The organism is Pseudomonas sp. OG7, assembly GCF_014192825.1.
Taxonomy (GTDB): domain Bacteria; phylum Pseudomonadota; class Gammaproteobacteria; order Pseudomonadales; family Pseudomonadaceae; genus Aquipseudomonas; species Aquipseudomonas monteilii.
In genome coordinates this window covers 221,921-236,424 of sequence record NZ_JACHYK010000002.1, presented here as the reverse complement: position 1 = coordinate 236,424, position 14,504 = coordinate 221,921, and the positions used below count along the sequence as shown (strand labels likewise).

The window sequence follows — 14,504 nt, the reverse complement described above, 5'->3', positions numbered from 1 at the left end:
CGTCGTGGCGCGGCAATGTACGTTTGGCATCGAGGAAGAATACCTGCTGGTGAAGCTGGCCACCGGGCAGGTCATGGCTGCTCCGTCAGCCGCCGTGGCCCGCTGTTGTCGGGATGCACTGGGCCCGTGGTTCGCCGAGGAAATGTTCCACAGCCAGATAGAGGCCGCTTCGCCCATATTCGACGCACTGCATCAGGCGCGTGATTTCTTTGGCGAGCGGCGTCAGCGCCTGGCCCAGGCGCTGGCCGAGGAGGGCGCCGGCCTGTACGGCGCGGCGAGCCACCCCAGCGCCCGGTGGCTGCGCCAGCGTCCCCGTGGCACTGCGCACTATCGCCAGTTGTTCGACGATTACCAGCTGGTGGCCCGGCGCAGCCTGTTGAATGGTCTGCACGTGCACGTCGGCGTACCGGTGGGCATTGATCGGATACGAGTGATCAATCGGGTGCTGTACTGGCTGCCCTTGTTGTTGGCGCTCAGTACCTCGTCTGCGTATTGGGGCGGTGAGGATACAGGCTACATGAGCTACCGCCGCGCAGTGTGCGGGGAATGGCCGCACATGGGCCTGCCAGAGCCTTTGCCGGACTGGAGCGCGTACCAGCGCTACCGGGCATTGCTGCAACGGACCGGTAGCCTGGCCGAGGACGGTGACTTCTGGTGGGCGATCAGGCCCTCGCGGCGGTTTCCGACGGTCGAGCTGCGTATCTGCGATGGCTGCCCGCGGCTGGAAGATGCGCTGGCCGTCGCCGGCCTGTTTCGCCACCTGGTCGAGCAGGCGCTGGCCCGCCACGATGACCCCGCCAGCCGCGAGATGCGCTGGGTCACCCAGGAGAACTACTGGCGCGCCCTGCGTCAGGGCCGCCTGGCCACCTTCATCGGTGTCCACGAGCAACAGCCGGTCAGCGCCGAGGGCTGGCTGATGCAGTTGCAGCAGCAGTGCCCGGCTGACACCGCCGATGCCGAGCGTTCATTCATTCAGGCCCGGCACATCCTGCGCGAGGGCAGCAGCGCCGATCGCCAGCGCCAAGCCTTCGCGCTGGCCCGTGAACAGGGCCTGGATAACCGCCAGGCGATGCGCGCAGTAACCGGGCAGGTGATGCGCGACTATCGGTAGGGCCGGTGGCGAGCCGCTGCCCTGATGGCCTGACTTGGAAATCCGGATAAACCTTCGCGGCGCTGCGCAGTCAGTTTCAGAAAGGGGCCCGGATACTCAAGAGGGTCAGGGAGGTGGCTGATGAAACTCGTCTGTCTGCTGCGGGGCTGCCAATGGCGCAGCCTGGTGGTGTGTGAAGTCGCCGGGCTTCACTGCCAGTGTTGCGAACGCTGCGGCGCGTTGCGCTACAGCCAGCCCGGTCAACCTTTAAATGTGTAGGAGCGGACCATGGCCCGGTCAATCTGGAAAGGCGCGATCAGCTTCGGCTTGGTGCACATCCCCGTCTCGCTGAATACCGCCGTGCGCAGCGAGCGTGTGGACTTCGACTGGCTGGACAAGCGCAGCATGGAGCCGGTTGGCTACAAGCGGGTGAACAAGGTGACCGGCAAGGACATCGACAAGGAGCACATCGTCAAAGGGGTGGAGTACGAAAAGGGCCGCTACGTGGTGATCAGCGAGGAAGAAATCCGCAAGGCCAGGCCCGAGGCGACCCAGACCATCGACATCTTCTCGTTCGTCGATGCCGGCGACATTCCGCTGCAACAGTTTGACACCCCCTACTACCTGAGCCCCGACCGTCGTGGCGGCAAGGTCTATGCCTTGCTGCGCGAGACCCTGCACAGCACCGGCAAGGTGGCCTTGGCCACCGTGGTGTTGCACACCCGCCAGCACCTGGCCCTGCTGCGTCCGCTGGAAGATGCACTGGTATTGATCACTCTGCGCTGGCCGGAAGAGGTGCGCGGGCTGGAGACGCTGGAACTGGACAAGAGCGTGACCGAGAGCAAGGTCGACAAGCGTGAGCTGGAGATGGCGCGGCGCCTGGTGGAGGACATGAGCGGGCAATGGACGCCCGATGAGTACCATGATGCGTTTCGCCAGACCATCCTCGATTTGGTGGAGGAGAAGGCCAGCAAAGGCAAGATCGAGACCGTGGACAAAGGCGAAGGCGCGGCGGCGGAGAAGGGCGCCGACATCATCGACCTCACCGAACTGCTCAAACGCAGCCTCGGTGGCAAGACCAAGACAAAGAAACCGGTGGCCAAGCGGCCACGCAAGGCCTCTTGAGCTACGGTAGCTGCCCCTCCAGCCCGGAGAGATAATCCCCGAAGCCCTGCCGCGCGCGGCTGTCCACCCGGCTGCTGGTGGCCACGCTGTGCGCCGCGGTCCAGACGATCTGTGCGCCGCTGGCTTCAAGGGCCAGGACCAGTTGCACATCTTCATGCGCCGGCAACGGCTGGAAGCCGCCCACACGCTCGTAGGCCTTGGCGCATACGCCGAGGTTGGCGCCATGGATATGCCGATGCCCTTCACGGGCCTGATAATGGCTGCGATACAACTGGCGTAACGCTGCGTTCTGCCACGGCTGCCAGCGTTCGATGTGCACCGTGCCGCACACCGCGTCCGCGTGCCATTGCAGCTGTGACACCAGCCAATGCCTGGGCACGCGACTGTCGGCGTCGGTGAAGGCCAGCCACTGGGCGCCGCGCTCGATCATCCACGCTGCGCCCAGGCGCCGGGCGATGCCGACGTTGCCGGCCTCCAGTTCCAGGGTATGCACGCCATGGCGGCGGGCGATGCGCGCGCTGGCGTCGACACAGCGGTCGAGCACCACCAAGACCTCCACTGCCAAGCCCGCCGCTTTGGCTTGCGCCACAGCCAGCTTGACGGCGGCCAGGCAGTGCCCGAGGCGACGGGCTTCGTTGTGGGCGGGGATGATGACGGCGATCATGGGCAGGTCTCGTCAAGGTCCACCACGCTGGGCTGACACGACCAATATTCGAGCAGGAAGTCTGCCTCCTCGTGGCGCAGCAGTGGATAAAGTGGCAGATGCCGGGCGAGCAGGGCATGCACCTCGCGGCCATCCTGCGGGCAACCGGCGATGGGATGGCGCCAGTGGCAGGCCAGCAAATCACCGTCATACGCCAGGCTGGCCACCGACTGCTCGATCACCTGCAACCAGTCGGTGGGGTCCAGGTAGTAGCCGATCTCACTGAGCACGATCAGGTCAAACTGACCGCCCGGCCAGTCGCCCGGCAGGTGGCCCTGTTCGACATGGGCGTGGCTCACACCTGCAAGCCGCTGACGGGCCAGGGCCACGGCTGTCGCGTCGATGTCCTGGCACGACAGGCTGGCGCAGCGTTCGGCCAGCAGGATGCTCAGCTCGCCGTTGGCGCAGGCCGGCTCGAATACGCGCTCATAGCATTGGCGCGGCAGGCTGGCCAGGGTCAGCTCGCGCTTGCGCCGCTCGTACCAACGGGTACGAAAGGCCCAGGGGTCATCGCTGCCGGCGTACAAGTCGGCGAAGTACTGTGCGTCCAGGCTCATGTTGCCTCCGTTGACAGAAAGATCAGCTCGAATGGTTGCAACAGACAAGCCTGCAGCTGTTCTGGCACAACCGGGGGGCGATCACCATCGGGCTGCAACTGGCTGGCATGGGCGGCAAGGGCTTGGCGCTTGAGCGCCAGATGCTCATCGCACAGCTGCAGGCGGTGAGCCCGGGGCCAGGGCAGGCGCGGGTCATCGGGGCTTGCCCAGTGCCAGGCCCAGACCGGGGCCTCTGCGAGTTGTACACGCCTGGCCTGGGCCGCCTGGGCACAGGCGCGACCTGCTGCTTCGTGGTCGCAATGGCCGTCGCCGCGCCAAGTGGTCAGCAGCAGGTCGCCAGGTTTGAGCAACTGGTTCAGGTGGTTGACCAGGAAGGCTTCATCGTGGGGCAGCGCGCCATCCTTGAGGTTGAGTCGTCGCCAGTCGAGGCGGGTGAGATCCAACCCAAGCAATTGCAGGGCATGACGGCTTTCCAGTGGGCGCTGATGGCGCAGGCGGCGCTCTGGCCATTGTGAGGAATGCGGGTGGCTGCCCTCGCCATTGGTGGCAGAAACAAGCAGCACGTCCTGTTCTCGTCCCTTGAAGCTGGCCAGCAGCCCGCCGGCCATGAGGATTTCGTCGTCCGGGTGCGGAGCCAGCAGTACCAGGCGCCTTCCAGGTGGGCACAACTGCTCGGGCAGCGTCCAGCTGGCGCGGGCCAACTGAGCAGAATGCTGCCAGGCGCTCCATGGTGTGCCTTGCGCAGCCCGTATCAAGTTCTGGCTCATAGTTGCCATGCTCCCGCCGGCATGCCGGTCAGTTGCCGGCCCAACTCGGCCAGGTCGCGTTCGGCGTGGCTCTGGCGTATGTATACCGGCAGGTCGGCACTGAGCCGGGCGAAATGGCTGCTGCAACAGAACGGCGTGGCACCGAGCGCCCGGCCGGCATGCTGAATGACCTGCTCGACCGCCTGCTCGACCTGGGCGCGGGTGCGCCGCACCTGGAAGCTGGCGTCGTTCTGAGGGTGGAGGTCGATCCACGTGGCGCATTCGTGCAAGGCTGCGCGGGCACCGTACAAGGCTGCATCGACTGCGCCCAGATGCGCATCGGCATGCGGGTCGCGCCGGGGTTTGCGGCACTGTTCGTGAAGGTAGCCGGCCAGGGCCTCGGCGGCGCCATACCAGCAAGCGGCGATACCCGCGCCGCCTTGCCAGAAGCCAGGACGTGATAGGTACTGGCCTGGCGAACCGATGGCCAGCCCTGGCGAGCCCTCGAATTCGATCACAACGCTGCTGGTGGCGGCCATGCCTACGGCCTGCCAATGCTCGGCCAGGATGCGCTGGCTGGGATGGGGCAATTCGATGGCCACCAACTGAGGCTGGTCGTCTTCCCAGGCAGTCAGCAGGGCACGGTCGATCTGCAACGCGCCCGAACACCAAGCCTTGCGGCCTTGCAGGCGTACGCGTTCACCGTCCCGCTCGACGATGTATGCCCGGGCATCCGGCGGCTCGGCGGCCCACACGCCCCAAATGCCGTTGGAGGCATGCTGGGCGGCACCGCATTCGGCGAGGATTGCCAGGGCGTCGGTATGGCCTTCATAAAGTTTGGCCAAGCTTAGGTCGCAACCGGCGACCCGCGCCAGGGCGCGCCAGCGTTCAAGCGTGCAACCCTGGCCGGGTAACGGGAGCACGTCGAGCCGTTCGGCCTGCAGGGCCTGCATCAGTTCTATTGGCGAAGCGTCGCGTTCGATAGTCTGCGAACGATGAGCAAAGCGGTGTAACAACGAATCGAAGTGGGTCAGTTCCATCATGCAATACCCAACTGCTTGCGCATACGCAACGTGATCGACTGGCGGGTCTTGCCCATTTCGGCCCATGGGTCTTCGACCTGTGAGAGCCGCGTGTGAAGGTTGCCGATGTTCCACTGGTTGGCACCCTTGAGCTGGTTCAGTTCCTCACGCCAGATCGGTACCGACACCGGCAGGCCCTCGCGGGCCCGCAGCGAGTAGGCGGCGGCGGTGGTGGCACCCTTGCCGTTACGCAGGTAGTCGATGAAGATCCGCCCGACCCGGTTCTTCGGCCCGGACACGGCGCTGAGACGGTCAGGGAACAGCCCGGCCATGTGGTTGACCAAGGCATGGCTGAAGTCTTTCACCTCGTCCCAGCCAGCGCGTCGGGTCAACGGTACGACGAGGTGCATGCCCTTGCCGCCGCTGGTCTTCAGAAATACCTTCAGGCCTAGTTCGTCGAGCAGGGTAAGGGTCAGCTGGGTGGCCTCGAGCATGGCTTTCCAGGGCAGCGCCGGGTCAGGGTCCAGGTCGAGGACAAAGCGGTCGGGTTTATCGAAATCCTTGGTGGTGGCATTCCAGGTGTGCAGTTCAAGCGTGTTCATCTGCACCGCGCCCATCAGGCTGTCGGCGCGGTTGAGCACCATGGCTGCCTGGCCGGTCTGGGCCTTGTTGTAGCTGAGCACGTTGGGAATATTCAGCTGGCCGGCGTTTTTCTGGAAGAACAGCTCGCCGTCCAGACCATCCGGTGCCCGCACAAGGGCTACAGGCCGGTCCTTGAGCTGTGGCAGCAGCCAGTCGGCGACCTGAGCGTAGTACTGGGCGACCTCGCGCTTGGTGGCACCCGTGGTTGCGTCTACCACGCGGTCGGGGTGGGTCAGGCGCAGGGTGCCCAGGTTCTCGGGTTCTGTCTGTACTGCGCGCTTGGTGGGCATTGCTCGCTCCAAGTCGATGGCGGTGGCAGGTTTGTCGTCACGCAGGCCGTGGAACACCGAGTGGCGAACGATGCCTTCGCGGGTCATCTGGGCATAGGCGACTTCTGCCAGTAGCTGTGGCTTGAGCCAATGCACGCCGCGGGCTTCGGCACCGGTGGGTGGTTTGGGCAAAGGCGATTTGTCTGTCTGCAACGGCTTGAGGCGGGCGTGAATGCTATCCAGGGTGGCCGCGCTGAAACCGGTGCCGACCTTGCCGGCATAGCGCAACGGGCCGCTGCCGTGGTCGTGAAGGGCGAGCAGCAGGGCGCCGAAGCCGCTGCGGCTGCCTTTGGGGTCGGTGTAGCCGACGATCACGAATTCCTGACGCTGCTTGCACTTGAGCTTGACCCAGTCGCTACTGCGCCGGCCAACGTAGGGGCTGTCGGCACGTTTACCGATCAAACCTTCGAGTTCCAGCCGGCAGGCGCTGTCGAGCAATGACGCGACGGGCTCCTTAAAATCGGCGGAATACCTGATTACCTGCGACGCATGGCCTTCCAGCAACCGGGCGAGGGTTGCACGGCGCTGTTGCAGCGGCAGTGCTCGCAGGTCCTCACCGCCCAGCCAGGGCAGGTCGAACAGGTAGTAGGTGATGCGCTCGTCATGCTCGGTGTCGAAGGCATTCTGCAAGGCCTGGAAGTCGGTCACGCCGTTGTCGTCGACCACTACCATCTCGCCGTCCAGCCATGCCGAGTCGAGCCCCAGGGCCTTGAGCGCCTCGACCTGCCGGGGCATCTTCGCACTCCAGTCGTGGCCATTACGGGTAAACAGGCGTATATCGTCACCGTCGATACGCGCCAGGATGCGGTAGCCGTCGAACTTGACTTCGTAGCGCCAATCGCCGCTTGGCGGGGAAGCGACCAACGTGGCCAGTTGCGGCTGGAGCGCATCCGGCAGGGCTTTGGGGGCGGTTTTCCGCTTGTGCCTGACGGTGGTCGCCTTGCCCGGGCTGCGCGGGGGCAGGGTACGTTCGCTCAGCACGCTGTCCGGCAGGGCCTCGACAATCTTGTAGTCCGTTTCACTGCGCGCCTGCCCGTCATGGGACTTGACCAGCATCCACTGCTCTTTCTTGCCTGCCAGGTGAGTGCGGAACAGGTTCCAGACCCCCGACAGCTTCTCGCCCTGCAGGCGAAAGCGCAGCTTGCCCTTTGCATAGGCTTCGCGTGGATCGCCCTCGGGCTCCCAGACACCCCGATCCCAGACGATCACATCGCCGGCGCCGTAGTGGCCTTCAGGGATGCGGCCTTCGAAGTTGGCGTAGTCCAGCGGATGATCCTCCACATGCACTGCCAGGCGCCGGACCTTGGGATCCAGCGAGGGGCCCTTGGGGATGGCCCAGCTCTTGAGGGTGCCGTCGAGCTCCAGGCGAAAATCGTAATGCAGGTGGCTGGCATCGTGCTTCTGGATGCAGTACTGCAGCGCATGGGCCGAGCGGGGGCGGGCGCGTTTGCCAGCCGGCTCGGGCTTGGCATTGAAGTCGCGCTTGCGCTGGTACTCCTGCAGGGGCTTGGCCATGACGGGCTCCGGAAGGGTTTGCGGGTCTCAGGATTGGGAGGTGGCGGCGCAGCGAGGAGTTCAAAAAAAACGCGGGACGGGGCTGGCAGAAACTCTGAATCATTTGCCGCTGGGGAGGGTCGACCGAGTGAAGCCCACTAACGGAGACCGTTCATGTCCACACCCAATGACCCAAGACCGCCCATTGAGATCGACGACATCGAGGACCGCATGGGCAGCGTCCACGAGCTGGATTTCAGCGAGCGCCGTGATGAGCGCCAGGGGCGTGTCGGCGACGAGCGTCCGGCGCGGGAGCTTGCCGAGGATTACCCGCCCCGGCGTGTCGCCGAAAGCGGCATGACCGGCGGCGAGGCGTTGAGCGACACCCTGCACGAGGACAATGTCACCCTCGATGACCTGAGCCCGGATACGTTGTTCGATGAGACCGGTGCCCGCGATCCGGATGAGCCTGGCAGTGGCGGCCCGGCGGACAAGGCCTTGCGCCAGGTGGAGGCCCGCGAGATCGGTGGCGGTTTCGGCCTGGACGAGGCCGAACTGGCCCGCTCGGCGCCGCTGGACGGCGAGCCGTGGACCGATGACGTGGTACCCGATGACGAAGGGAGAGAGCCGAGATGAACGAGCAACGCTGTTCCTGCACCCATTGTTCTTGCACCGTGGATGCCAATGCTGTGGTCCAGGATGGCAAGGCCTACTGCTGCGAAGCCTGTGCGACGGGCCATCGTAACGGCGAGCCCTGTCGTATGAGCGACTGCAAGTGTGGTGAGTTGGCTGAGTCGAAAGAGTCCAATGTCGATAATGCATTGGATGAAACATTCCCGGCGAGCGATCCGATTTCGCCATGAGGCCCAGTGGCTTACAGATGTGAGACGGGAGAGCGACAGGACGTCATTTAGATCATGTGGAACCTCACCCGTCACGCATCTGGTTTGGGTTACGCCCTCAATGGGTCTGCCAGACACCGTTGTTGCGCTCGCAATCGCTGCGTGCCTGGCCCAGGCTAGGGGTGTGGTAGTAGTAAGTGATGATCCGCGCATCCTTGGGTAGTGCAGGGCGGGTGGCAGGTTCATCCCGTCCAGCGGCATCGGGGTTGGCCAGTGTCTCCTGCGTCAGTGGCGCGATACAGCTGCCAACGCTGCCGTCGGGGCAACGCTCCACCCGACGCTTCTCGCTGTTCAACATCTGCTTGCTTTCGTTGCTGCACGACCAGGCAATCGCCTCAGCGGGCGTGTTGCTGTAGCTGTAACAGGTGTGTTGCTGCAACGGTTTGACCGCCTCGCTGGATGAGCGGGTGACCACGTCGCAACCTTCGGCCAACACCTGCCCGCTGCCAAGGGTGCCCAGCATTGCCATATACAGAGCGAATCGCATGATATACCTCCCGGGCACCAGGGCCCGTCAGCGCTTGTCGAGGGCTGCCCCGGCCTGCCTGCGCAAGGCCTTGGCACGCTTTTCGAGGATCAGGTAGGTCACCACCGCCAATAGCAGCGGGATCAGGTAGTACAACGTCCGATAGCCGAGCAGTGCGGCAACCAGGGTGCCTTGCCCTAGTTGGCCATGGAGCAGCGCCAGGAATACGGCTTCCAGTACGCCGAGCCCGGCGGGAATGTGAGCGACCACCCCGGCCACGCAACTGATCAGCAACACACCCAGCACCGAGGGATAGAACAGCTCGGGCGGCAACAGCAGGTCAATAAGCGCTGCCATCAGCGCCCAGTTGCTAGCGCCCAGTGCCACTTGGCAGAGCGCCATACGCAGGCTCGGCAGGGTGACTTCGTGCCCGCGCAGCGCCCAGGTGCGCCGCGTGGCGAAGGCACAGGCGCACAGGTAAGCCAACGCTACCGCCACCATCAATACGCCGATCAGGCGCAGGCCGCTGGCACCCACCGCCCAGCTTTCCGGCAGTTTGACAAAGCCCAGGGCGAATACCGTGCCGGCCAGCAGCAGGTAGCCCATCCAGTTGGTCAACAGCCCCAAGGTGAGGATGCGGGTGATGGTTGGGGTATCCAGGCCCAGCCGGCTGTACAGGCGATAACGCAGGGCAACGCCACCGACCCAGGTGGTGAAGTTAAGGTTGAATGCATAGCAGACGAACGCTACCGGCAGCACCTGCCGGGCCGGCAGGCGGTGGCCGGTGTAGGCGCGGGCGAGCAGGTCGTAACTGGCGAATACCAGGTAGCTGCAAAGGGCCAGCAGTAACCCCAAGGCCAGGGTCGAGGGCCGGTACGCCAGCAGCGACTGGCGGACTTCGTTCCAGTCCAGGTTACGCGCCAGGGTGAACAGCAGCGCGGGTATCAATACCAGGAACAGCACGGTCAGCAAGCGTTTGCCCCAGGTCTTCCAGCGTGAAGTGGCCATCAGGTCTTGCCCCCGTGGTAGTCGGCGGGGGCCTCGCCGTCGGCTTGCAGCGACTGCAGGCGCTGCCGGTGTGCCGGAAACCAGCCGGCGATCCGCGGGAAATAGCGCGTGATGTGGAAGCCCAGAAAGATCAGCGGGGCACGCCACCAGTAGCCGCGCACCATGCGCTCCAGTGTCACGGTCTTGCAGTGCTCCCGGCTCAGTTCGGTCAAGTGCTGGTACAGTTGTTCGTTGAACGCGGGGTCTTGAATCAGCAGGTTGGCCTCAAGGTTGAACGACAGACTCAGTGGGTCGAGGTTGCTTGAGCCCACGGTGGTCCAGTCGTTGTCCACCAACGCAACCTTGCCATGAAGCGGCCGCTGGCAGTACTCATGGATGCGCACGTCGTCGCGCAACAGGTAGTTGTAGAGCAGCCGCGAGAGCGCACGCACCCAGCGCATGTCCGGTTGCCCCTGGAGGATCAGCGTCACCTCGACCCCGCGCCTGGCGGCGTTGCGCAGTTCGCGCAGCAAGCGGTAGCCCGGGAAGAAGTAGGCGTTGGCTACGACGATACGATGCCTTGCTTCACGGAAAGCCTGCAGGTAGCAGGCTTCGATATCGTTGCGATGGCGCTGGTTGTCGCGCTCCACCAGCACGGCGCTGGCCGGGCCTGAAGCGATGCCGCCCGCCTGAACCCTGCTGGAGGCATCCAGCACCGGTGCGAGCATGCGGCAGGAAGAAGCATGCACCTGGGCCACCACCGGGCCGACGACCTCCACGGCATAGTCCTGCTTGGCCTGTGGGCCGAAGTCACCCAGGTGGTCGGCACTGTAATTGATGCCGCCGATGAAGGCGCGTTGCCCGTCGATCACCAGGATCTTGCGGTGCAAGCGGCGAAACAGGTTGGTGCGCATGCCTACCAGCCGTGGTTGCGGATCGAACGAATGGAAACGCACCCCGGCCTCGGTCATCGACGAGATGAAATCGTCAGGCAGGTCGGCGGTGCCGTAGCCGTCCACCGCCACCTCGACCCGCACCCCGCGCCGCGCGGCATCGATCAGGGCGTGGCGCAAGGGTTGGCCGACTTTGTCATCGTAGATGATGAAGGTTTCCAGGAGGATTTCCTCGCGTGCCTGGGCCATGGCCTCGAATACGCGGGGGTAATACTGCTCGCCGTTTATCAGCAACTCGACGCGGTTGCCGTCGCACCAAGGCAGCTTCATAGTGTCACCTGCGCCACCAGCGGGGCATGATCGGAGAGGTGGGACCACGGGTATCTGGACAACACCCGTGCTTCGCAAGCTTGTGCGTTACGCAGGTAGATGCGGTCCAGCCGCAGCATTGGCAAGCGCGCGGGAAAGCTGCGCGCCGGTTTGCCGAAAGCCTCCGCCAGGTGGCCCGACAGCCTCGCATCTGCTTTCAGGCGCCAGTCGTTGAAGTCGCCGGCGACGATGACCGGCTCATCCGGCGGCAGGCTGTCCAGCAATGCCAGGAGCAGGCCGACCTGACGCTGACGATGCGCTTCACGCAGGCCCAGGTGTACGCAGACTGTGTGCACCTGTTCATGGCCCGGCACTTCCAGCTGGCAATGCAGCAGGCCCCGTTCTTCGTTGCCATGGACCGAAACATCCAGGTTGTCATGGGCACGGATGGGGAACTTGGACAGCAGGGCGTTGCCATGGTCGCCATGGGGGTAGACCGCATTGCGGCCATAGGCGAATTGCGGCCACATGCTGTCGGCGAGGAATTCGTACTGAGGTGTCTGTGGCCACTTGGGATGGCGCTCGGCATGGTGTTGATGACTGCCATGCACCTCCTGAAGAAACACCAGGTCGGCGCCGGTCGAGCGTACCGCCTCGCGCAGCTCCGGCAAAATGAAGCGGCGGTTGAACAGGGTGAAGCCTTTGTGCACGTTGAGGGTCAGTACCGTCAGGTGATGTACGGCGGTCACCTTGTCGATGATGCAGCGGGGGGCGGGCAGTGTCGGGTTCATAGCGGCTCCTGCGGCTCGACGCCTGGTTCGGTCACCAGCTCGCCGTCAAGGCCTAGCTTGTCCAGCAGGCGGCGGGCATCGTAGGGGGCGTGGACTTTCTGGTCGTTGTCGAAGTAGCAGTAGACATCACGGGAAGTGCGTTTTGCCGGGGCGCGGCGCACCACACGCTGAGCATCCTCAGGCTGGCTGCCCGCCGCCCAGGCCTGGATGCGCAGGCGCCAGCGGCGCAGCGCCCTGGCCGTGTAGCCGCTGCTGTACAGTTCGACATCGCCATGCAGGCGCAGGTACACGAAATCGGCCGTGAGCTCTTCGACATAGGGCCATTTGCCCGCGCTGTCGGCGACCACCAGGGCAACCTTGTGCCTGCGTAGCAGGTTGATGAAGGTGTCGCAGAGGAAGCTGGGGTGGCGGATTTCCACGGCGTGGCGAAGGCGCGCATTACCCGGCACGGCAGTGCCGCCGTTGCCTTGCAGGCGTTCGGTGGCGTGGCGCGCAAGGCTGCGGGCGGCTTTGCGGTCGCGTGGCAGCTTGGCCAGAAAGTCGCTGAAGCGCTGCGCGTCGAATTTCAGGTTCGGGGGAAACTGCCACAGGAAGGGGCCCAGCTTGTCACCCAGCAGCAAGGGGCCCGATGCGAAGAAGTTGGCAAGCGCCTCGTCGATTTCGCGGAGCCTGCGTACGTGGGTGATGTAGCGCGGCGCCTTGACCGAGAATACGAACCCCTCCGGTGTCTCGTCACGCCACTTGCCATAGCGCTCGGGCGTTTGCAGTGCGTAGAACGAACCGTTGATTTCGATGCTGTTGACTGCCCGCGAGGCAAACGCCAGCTCGTCGTCCTGGCGCAGCCCCTCGGGGTAGAAGTCCTTGCGCCATGGGCCATAGCGCCAACCGGAAATTCCGATGCGAATCTCGCTCACCATAAGTCCCTGCGCTCCTGTACGTAACAGTAGCGACAGGTACCGGGACCGGATTGTTCAGTGGGATTGACGAGTGGATGGCCATGCAAAAAGGGAACTTTACCGGTATTGCAATCCTCCACCGGATGCGTGGGTTTCACTGAGGTACACCATGAAGGAGGCTCAGCCATGAAGTTTGATCGGTTTGCACAATGGCTAGCCAACCATAGCGGGCGGCCGTTGACCTTCATTATTGCCTTGATGCTGATCATTGCCTGGGGTGTAAGCGGGCCCTTGTTTCATTTCAACGACACGTGGCAGTTGGTCATCAATACGTCGACTACGATCATCACGTTCCTGATGGTGTTCCTGATCCAGAACACCCAAAACCGTGAGAGCGACGAATTGCACATCAAACTTGACGAACTGTTGCGCACTACCCAACGGGCGCACAAGGCGTTGCTCGACCTTGAAGACATGGGGCCAGCTGAACTCCATGCGCTTCGAAAGCGATACCAGCAACTGGGGGAGCACGACGAAGCGGGGCCAGACTGGGAGGACTCTCATTGACGCGTTCAAGCACACGCCATGGCGTTGTTCAGAAAGGGGCAAGACCATGACGGTGAAAAACTCACACTTCGGAGACCAGTTGATGAACAAACCCGACGATCAGCAGCAGAAAGGCCCCCATTCTTCCGATCATGCAACAACTGATCAGGACTTGGGTTTCGACCCGGACTCTCCGGATCTGGACGACCCTCAAGTGGACCCCCAAGGCCCCGCGAAACCACCCAGAGACGTGGAAAAGAAAGCGTAAGCCTGACTACCGTGGACGAAGGCCTGCCGCACGCATCCATCTGTTGCCCGGCGCGTCTTCCACAGCTCGACATGCCTGCCATGCCGGCGCAAACGGCGCTGGTTTGTTGAACTGGCAAACCAGGTGTTTGCCAGTTCACGGGTCAGGCAGCTAGCCAGCAAGGGCTTTGATCAGTTGCTCGCTGAAGGCGGGGATATCATCCGGCTTGCGGCTGGTGATCAGGTTGCCGTCCACCACTACCTCTTCATCTACCCAGTGGCCACCTGCATTGCGAATGTCATCCTGCAACGTCTTGTAACTGGTCATCCGTTTCCCCTTGGCCAGTCCACTCGATACCAGCAGCCAGGCGCCGTGGCAGATTACCGCCAGCGGCTTGCTGGCCGAGTTGTGGCTTTTGACCAGTTTCTGGGCGCCCGGTATCAGCCGGATGGTGTCGGAATTCTGTACCCCACCCGGTAGCACGATGGCATCGTAGAGGTCGAGGTGGGCGCTGTCGAACGTCGCGTCCACCGCAAACTCGTCGGCCGGCTTGTCATGGTTCCAGCCGCGGACAGTGCCTTCCTTGTCACTCAGTATATCGATCACGGCCCCAGTTTCCTGCAAGGCTTCACGAGGTCCGGTCAACTCCACTTGCTCGAAGCCATCGGTGACCAGAAAGGCTACGCGCTTGCCACTCAGTTTTGCAGTCATCGTTCAATCTCCGTTTTCGTCATGTGTGAATGTGGGACGTCTCGGAAG

General features: G+C 63.7%; 18 protein-coding genes. 7 read left to right on the top strand and 11 right to left on the bottom strand.

Annotated elements, in window-relative coordinates; translation table 11 throughout:
• Positions 1-4 precede the first annotated feature (4 nt).
• The 3 genes from FHW75_RS05600 to FHW75_RS05595 all read left to right on the top strand — a co-directional run bounded on the left by FHW75_RS05600 (position 5) and on the right by FHW75_RS05595 (position 2,215).
• Positions 5-1,111, top strand: a complete 1,107-nt coding sequence (locus FHW75_RS05600; protein ID WP_025753114.1) for a carboxylate-amine ligase — start codon at positions 5-7, stop codon at positions 1,109-1,111.
• A 120-nt stretch (positions 1,112-1,231) separates the two neighbouring features.
• Positions 1,232-1,369, top strand: coding sequence for a PSPA7_2676 family Cys-rich small protein (locus tag FHW75_RS26975; protein ID WP_280516791.1), 138 nt, complete (start codon positions 1,232-1,234; stop codon positions 1,367-1,369).
• Between the two features lie 9 nt (positions 1,370-1,378).
• Entirely contained in the window at positions 1,379-2,215 is an 837-nt protein-coding gene (locus FHW75_RS05595) for a Ku protein (RefSeq protein WP_019098224.1), read from the top strand.
• Position 2,216: 1 nt separating this feature from the next.
• Here FHW75_RS05595 and FHW75_RS05590 read toward each other — a convergent pair whose 3' ends face one another.
• From FHW75_RS05590 to ligD, 5 genes are read right to left on the bottom strand one after another with little or no spacing between them, the layout of a single operon-like run.
• Complete coding sequence (locus FHW75_RS05590; protein WP_019098225.1) at positions 2,217-2,879, bottom strand: glycosyltransferase family 2 protein; 663 nt, start codon at positions 2,877-2,879, stop codon at positions 2,217-2,219.
• Positions 2,876-3,475, bottom strand: a complete 600-nt coding sequence (locus tag FHW75_RS05585; RefSeq protein WP_183673296.1) for a bifunctional 2-polyprenyl-6-hydroxyphenol methylase/3-demethylubiquinol 3-O-methyltransferase UbiG — start codon at positions 3,473-3,475, stop codon at positions 2,876-2,878. Before FHW75_RS05585 ends, FHW75_RS05590 begins: the two co-directional genes overlap by 4 nt.
• On the bottom strand, positions 3,472-4,242 hold the full coding sequence (locus tag FHW75_RS05580) for a PIG-L deacetylase family protein (protein WP_025753110.1): 771 nt from the start codon (positions 4,240-4,242) through the stop codon (positions 3,472-3,474). The genes FHW75_RS05585 and FHW75_RS05580 overlap by 4 nt, the downstream gene beginning before the upstream one ends.
• On the bottom strand, positions 4,239-5,264 hold the full coding sequence (locus FHW75_RS05575; RefSeq protein WP_084297107.1) for an acyl-CoA dehydrogenase: 1,026 nt from the start codon (positions 5,262-5,264) through the stop codon (positions 4,239-4,241). Before FHW75_RS05575 ends, FHW75_RS05580 begins: the two co-directional genes overlap by 4 nt.
• On the bottom strand, positions 5,261-7,729 hold the full coding sequence (ligD, locus tag FHW75_RS05570; protein ID WP_183673294.1) for a DNA ligase D: 2,469 nt from the start codon (positions 7,727-7,729) through the stop codon (positions 5,261-5,263). Before ligD ends, FHW75_RS05575 begins: the two co-directional genes overlap by 4 nt.
• Positions 7,730-7,882: 153 nt before the next feature.
• On the opposite strand from ligD, the gene FHW75_RS05565 reads away from it, so the two are divergent.
• On the top strand, positions 7,883-8,344 hold the full coding sequence (locus tag FHW75_RS05565; RefSeq protein ID WP_183673292.1) for a phosphotransferase system, HPr-related protein: 462 nt from the start codon (positions 7,883-7,885) through the stop codon (positions 8,342-8,344).
• Entirely contained in the window at positions 8,341-8,571 is a 231-nt protein-coding gene (locus tag FHW75_RS05560) for a metallothionein (protein ID WP_019098231.1), read from the top strand. The genes FHW75_RS05565 and FHW75_RS05560 overlap by 4 nt, the downstream gene beginning before the upstream one ends.
• 97 nt (positions 8,572-8,668) lie before the next feature.
• Here the strand turns inward: FHW75_RS05560 and FHW75_RS05555 are convergent, their stop codons facing one another.
• Genes FHW75_RS05555 through FHW75_RS05535 form a run of 5 tightly spaced genes read right to left on the bottom strand, consistent with a single transcriptional unit; the run spans position 8,669 to position 12,973 of the window.
• Positions 8,669-9,097, bottom strand: coding sequence for a hypothetical protein (locus tag FHW75_RS05555; RefSeq protein ID WP_183673290.1), 429 nt, complete (start codon positions 9,095-9,097; stop codon positions 8,669-8,671).
• Positions 9,098-9,124: 27 nt separating this feature from the next.
• Positions 9,125-10,084 (bottom strand): lysylphosphatidylglycerol synthase domain-containing protein, encoded by a 960-nt coding sequence (locus FHW75_RS05550; protein WP_016714217.1) that lies wholly within the window; start codon positions 10,082-10,084, stop codon positions 9,125-9,127.
• Positions 10,084-11,286 carry a cardiolipin synthase ClsB gene (gene clsB / locus FHW75_RS05545; RefSeq protein WP_019098234.1) on the bottom strand — a complete coding sequence of 401 codons (1,203 nt, stop codon included), beginning with the start codon at positions 11,284-11,286 and terminating at the stop codon, positions 10,084-10,086. Before clsB ends, FHW75_RS05550 begins: the two co-directional genes overlap by 1 nt.
• Entirely contained in the window at positions 11,283-12,056 is a 774-nt protein-coding gene (locus FHW75_RS05540; protein ID WP_019098235.1) for an endonuclease/exonuclease/phosphatase family protein, read from the bottom strand. Before FHW75_RS05540 ends, clsB begins: the two co-directional genes overlap by 4 nt.
• On the bottom strand, positions 12,053-12,973 hold the full coding sequence (locus FHW75_RS05535) for a DUF72 domain-containing protein (protein ID WP_019098236.1): 921 nt from the start codon (positions 12,971-12,973) through the stop codon (positions 12,053-12,055). Before FHW75_RS05535 ends, FHW75_RS05540 begins: the two co-directional genes overlap by 4 nt.
• 165 nt (positions 12,974-13,138) lie before the next feature.
• Between FHW75_RS05535 and FHW75_RS05530 the strand changes: the two genes are divergently transcribed.
• Positions 13,139-13,519, top strand: coding sequence for a low affinity iron permease family protein (locus FHW75_RS05530; RefSeq protein ID WP_019098237.1), 381 nt, complete (start codon positions 13,139-13,141; stop codon positions 13,517-13,519).
• Positions 13,520-13,601: 82 nt separating this feature from the next.
• Complete coding sequence (locus tag FHW75_RS05525) at positions 13,602-13,766, top strand: DUF6021 family protein (RefSeq protein WP_219857509.1); 165 nt, start codon at positions 13,602-13,604, stop codon at positions 13,764-13,766.
• Positions 13,767-13,916: 150 nt separating this feature from the next.
• Here the strand turns inward: FHW75_RS05525 and FHW75_RS05520 are convergent, their stop codons facing one another.
• Positions 13,917-14,456: a type 1 glutamine amidotransferase domain-containing protein gene (locus FHW75_RS05520; protein WP_019098239.1), complete on the bottom strand. Its 540-nt coding sequence runs from the start codon at positions 14,454-14,456 to the stop codon at positions 13,917-13,919.
• Between the last annotated feature and the right edge of the window lie 48 nt (positions 14,457-14,504).

Bases quoted from the DNA above. Each gene is read 5' to 3' on its own strand.
- FHW75_RS05530 (WP_019098237.1), top strand. From the start codon at position 13,139: ATGAAGTTTGATCGGTTTGCACAATGGCTAGCCAACCATAGCGGGCGG.
- FHW75_RS05540 (WP_019098235.1), bottom strand. From the start codon at position 12,056: ATGAACCCGACACTGCCCGCCCCCCGCTGCATCATCGACAAGGTGACC.
- FHW75_RS05525 (WP_219857509.1), top strand. From the start codon at position 13,602: ATGAACAAACCCGACGATCAGCAGCAGAAAGGCCCCCATTCTTCCGAT.
- FHW75_RS26975 (WP_280516791.1), top strand. From the start codon at position 1,232: ATGAAACTCGTCTGTCTGCTGCGGGGCTGCCAATGGCGCAGCCTGGTG.
- FHW75_RS05595 (WP_019098224.1), top strand. From the start codon at position 1,379: ATGGCCCGGTCAATCTGGAAAGGCGCGATCAGCTTCGGCTTGGTGCAC.
- FHW75_RS05550 (WP_016714217.1), bottom strand. From the start codon at position 10,084: ATGGCCACTTCACGCTGGAAGACCTGGGGCAAACGCTTGCTGACCGTG.
- ligD (WP_183673294.1), bottom strand. From the start codon at position 7,729: ATGGCCAAGCCCCTGCAGGAGTACCAGCGCAAGCGCGACTTCAATGCC.
- FHW75_RS05585 (WP_183673296.1), bottom strand. From the start codon at position 3,475: ATGAGCCTGGACGCACAGTACTTCGCCGACTTGTACGCCGGCAGCGAT.
- FHW75_RS05535 (WP_019098236.1), bottom strand. From the start codon at position 12,973: ATGGTGAGCGAGATTCGCATCGGAATTTCCGGTTGGCGCTATGGCCCA.
- FHW75_RS05580 (WP_025753110.1), bottom strand. From the start codon at position 4,242: ATGAGCCAGAACTTGATACGGGCTGCGCAAGGCACACCATGGAGCGCC.
- FHW75_RS05575 (WP_084297107.1), bottom strand. From the start codon at position 5,264: ATGATGGAACTGACCCACTTCGATTCGTTGTTACACCGCTTTGCTCAT.
- FHW75_RS05560 (WP_019098231.1), top strand. From the start codon at position 8,341: ATGAACGAGCAACGCTGTTCCTGCACCCATTGTTCTTGCACCGTGGAT.
- FHW75_RS05555 (WP_183673290.1), bottom strand. From the start codon at position 9,097: ATGCGATTCGCTCTGTATATGGCAATGCTGGGCACCCTTGGCAGCGGG.
- clsB (WP_019098234.1), bottom strand. From the start codon at position 11,286: ATGAAGCTGCCTTGGTGCGACGGCAACCGCGTCGAGTTGCTGATAAAC.
- FHW75_RS05520 (WP_019098239.1), bottom strand. From the start codon at position 14,456: ATGACTGCAAAACTGAGTGGCAAGCGCGTAGCCTTTCTGGTCACCGAT.
- FHW75_RS05565 (WP_183673292.1), top strand. From the start codon at position 7,883: ATGTCCACACCCAATGACCCAAGACCGCCCATTGAGATCGACGACATC.
- FHW75_RS05590 (WP_019098225.1), bottom strand. From the start codon at position 2,879: ATGATCGCCGTCATCATCCCCGCCCACAACGAAGCCCGTCGCCTCGGG.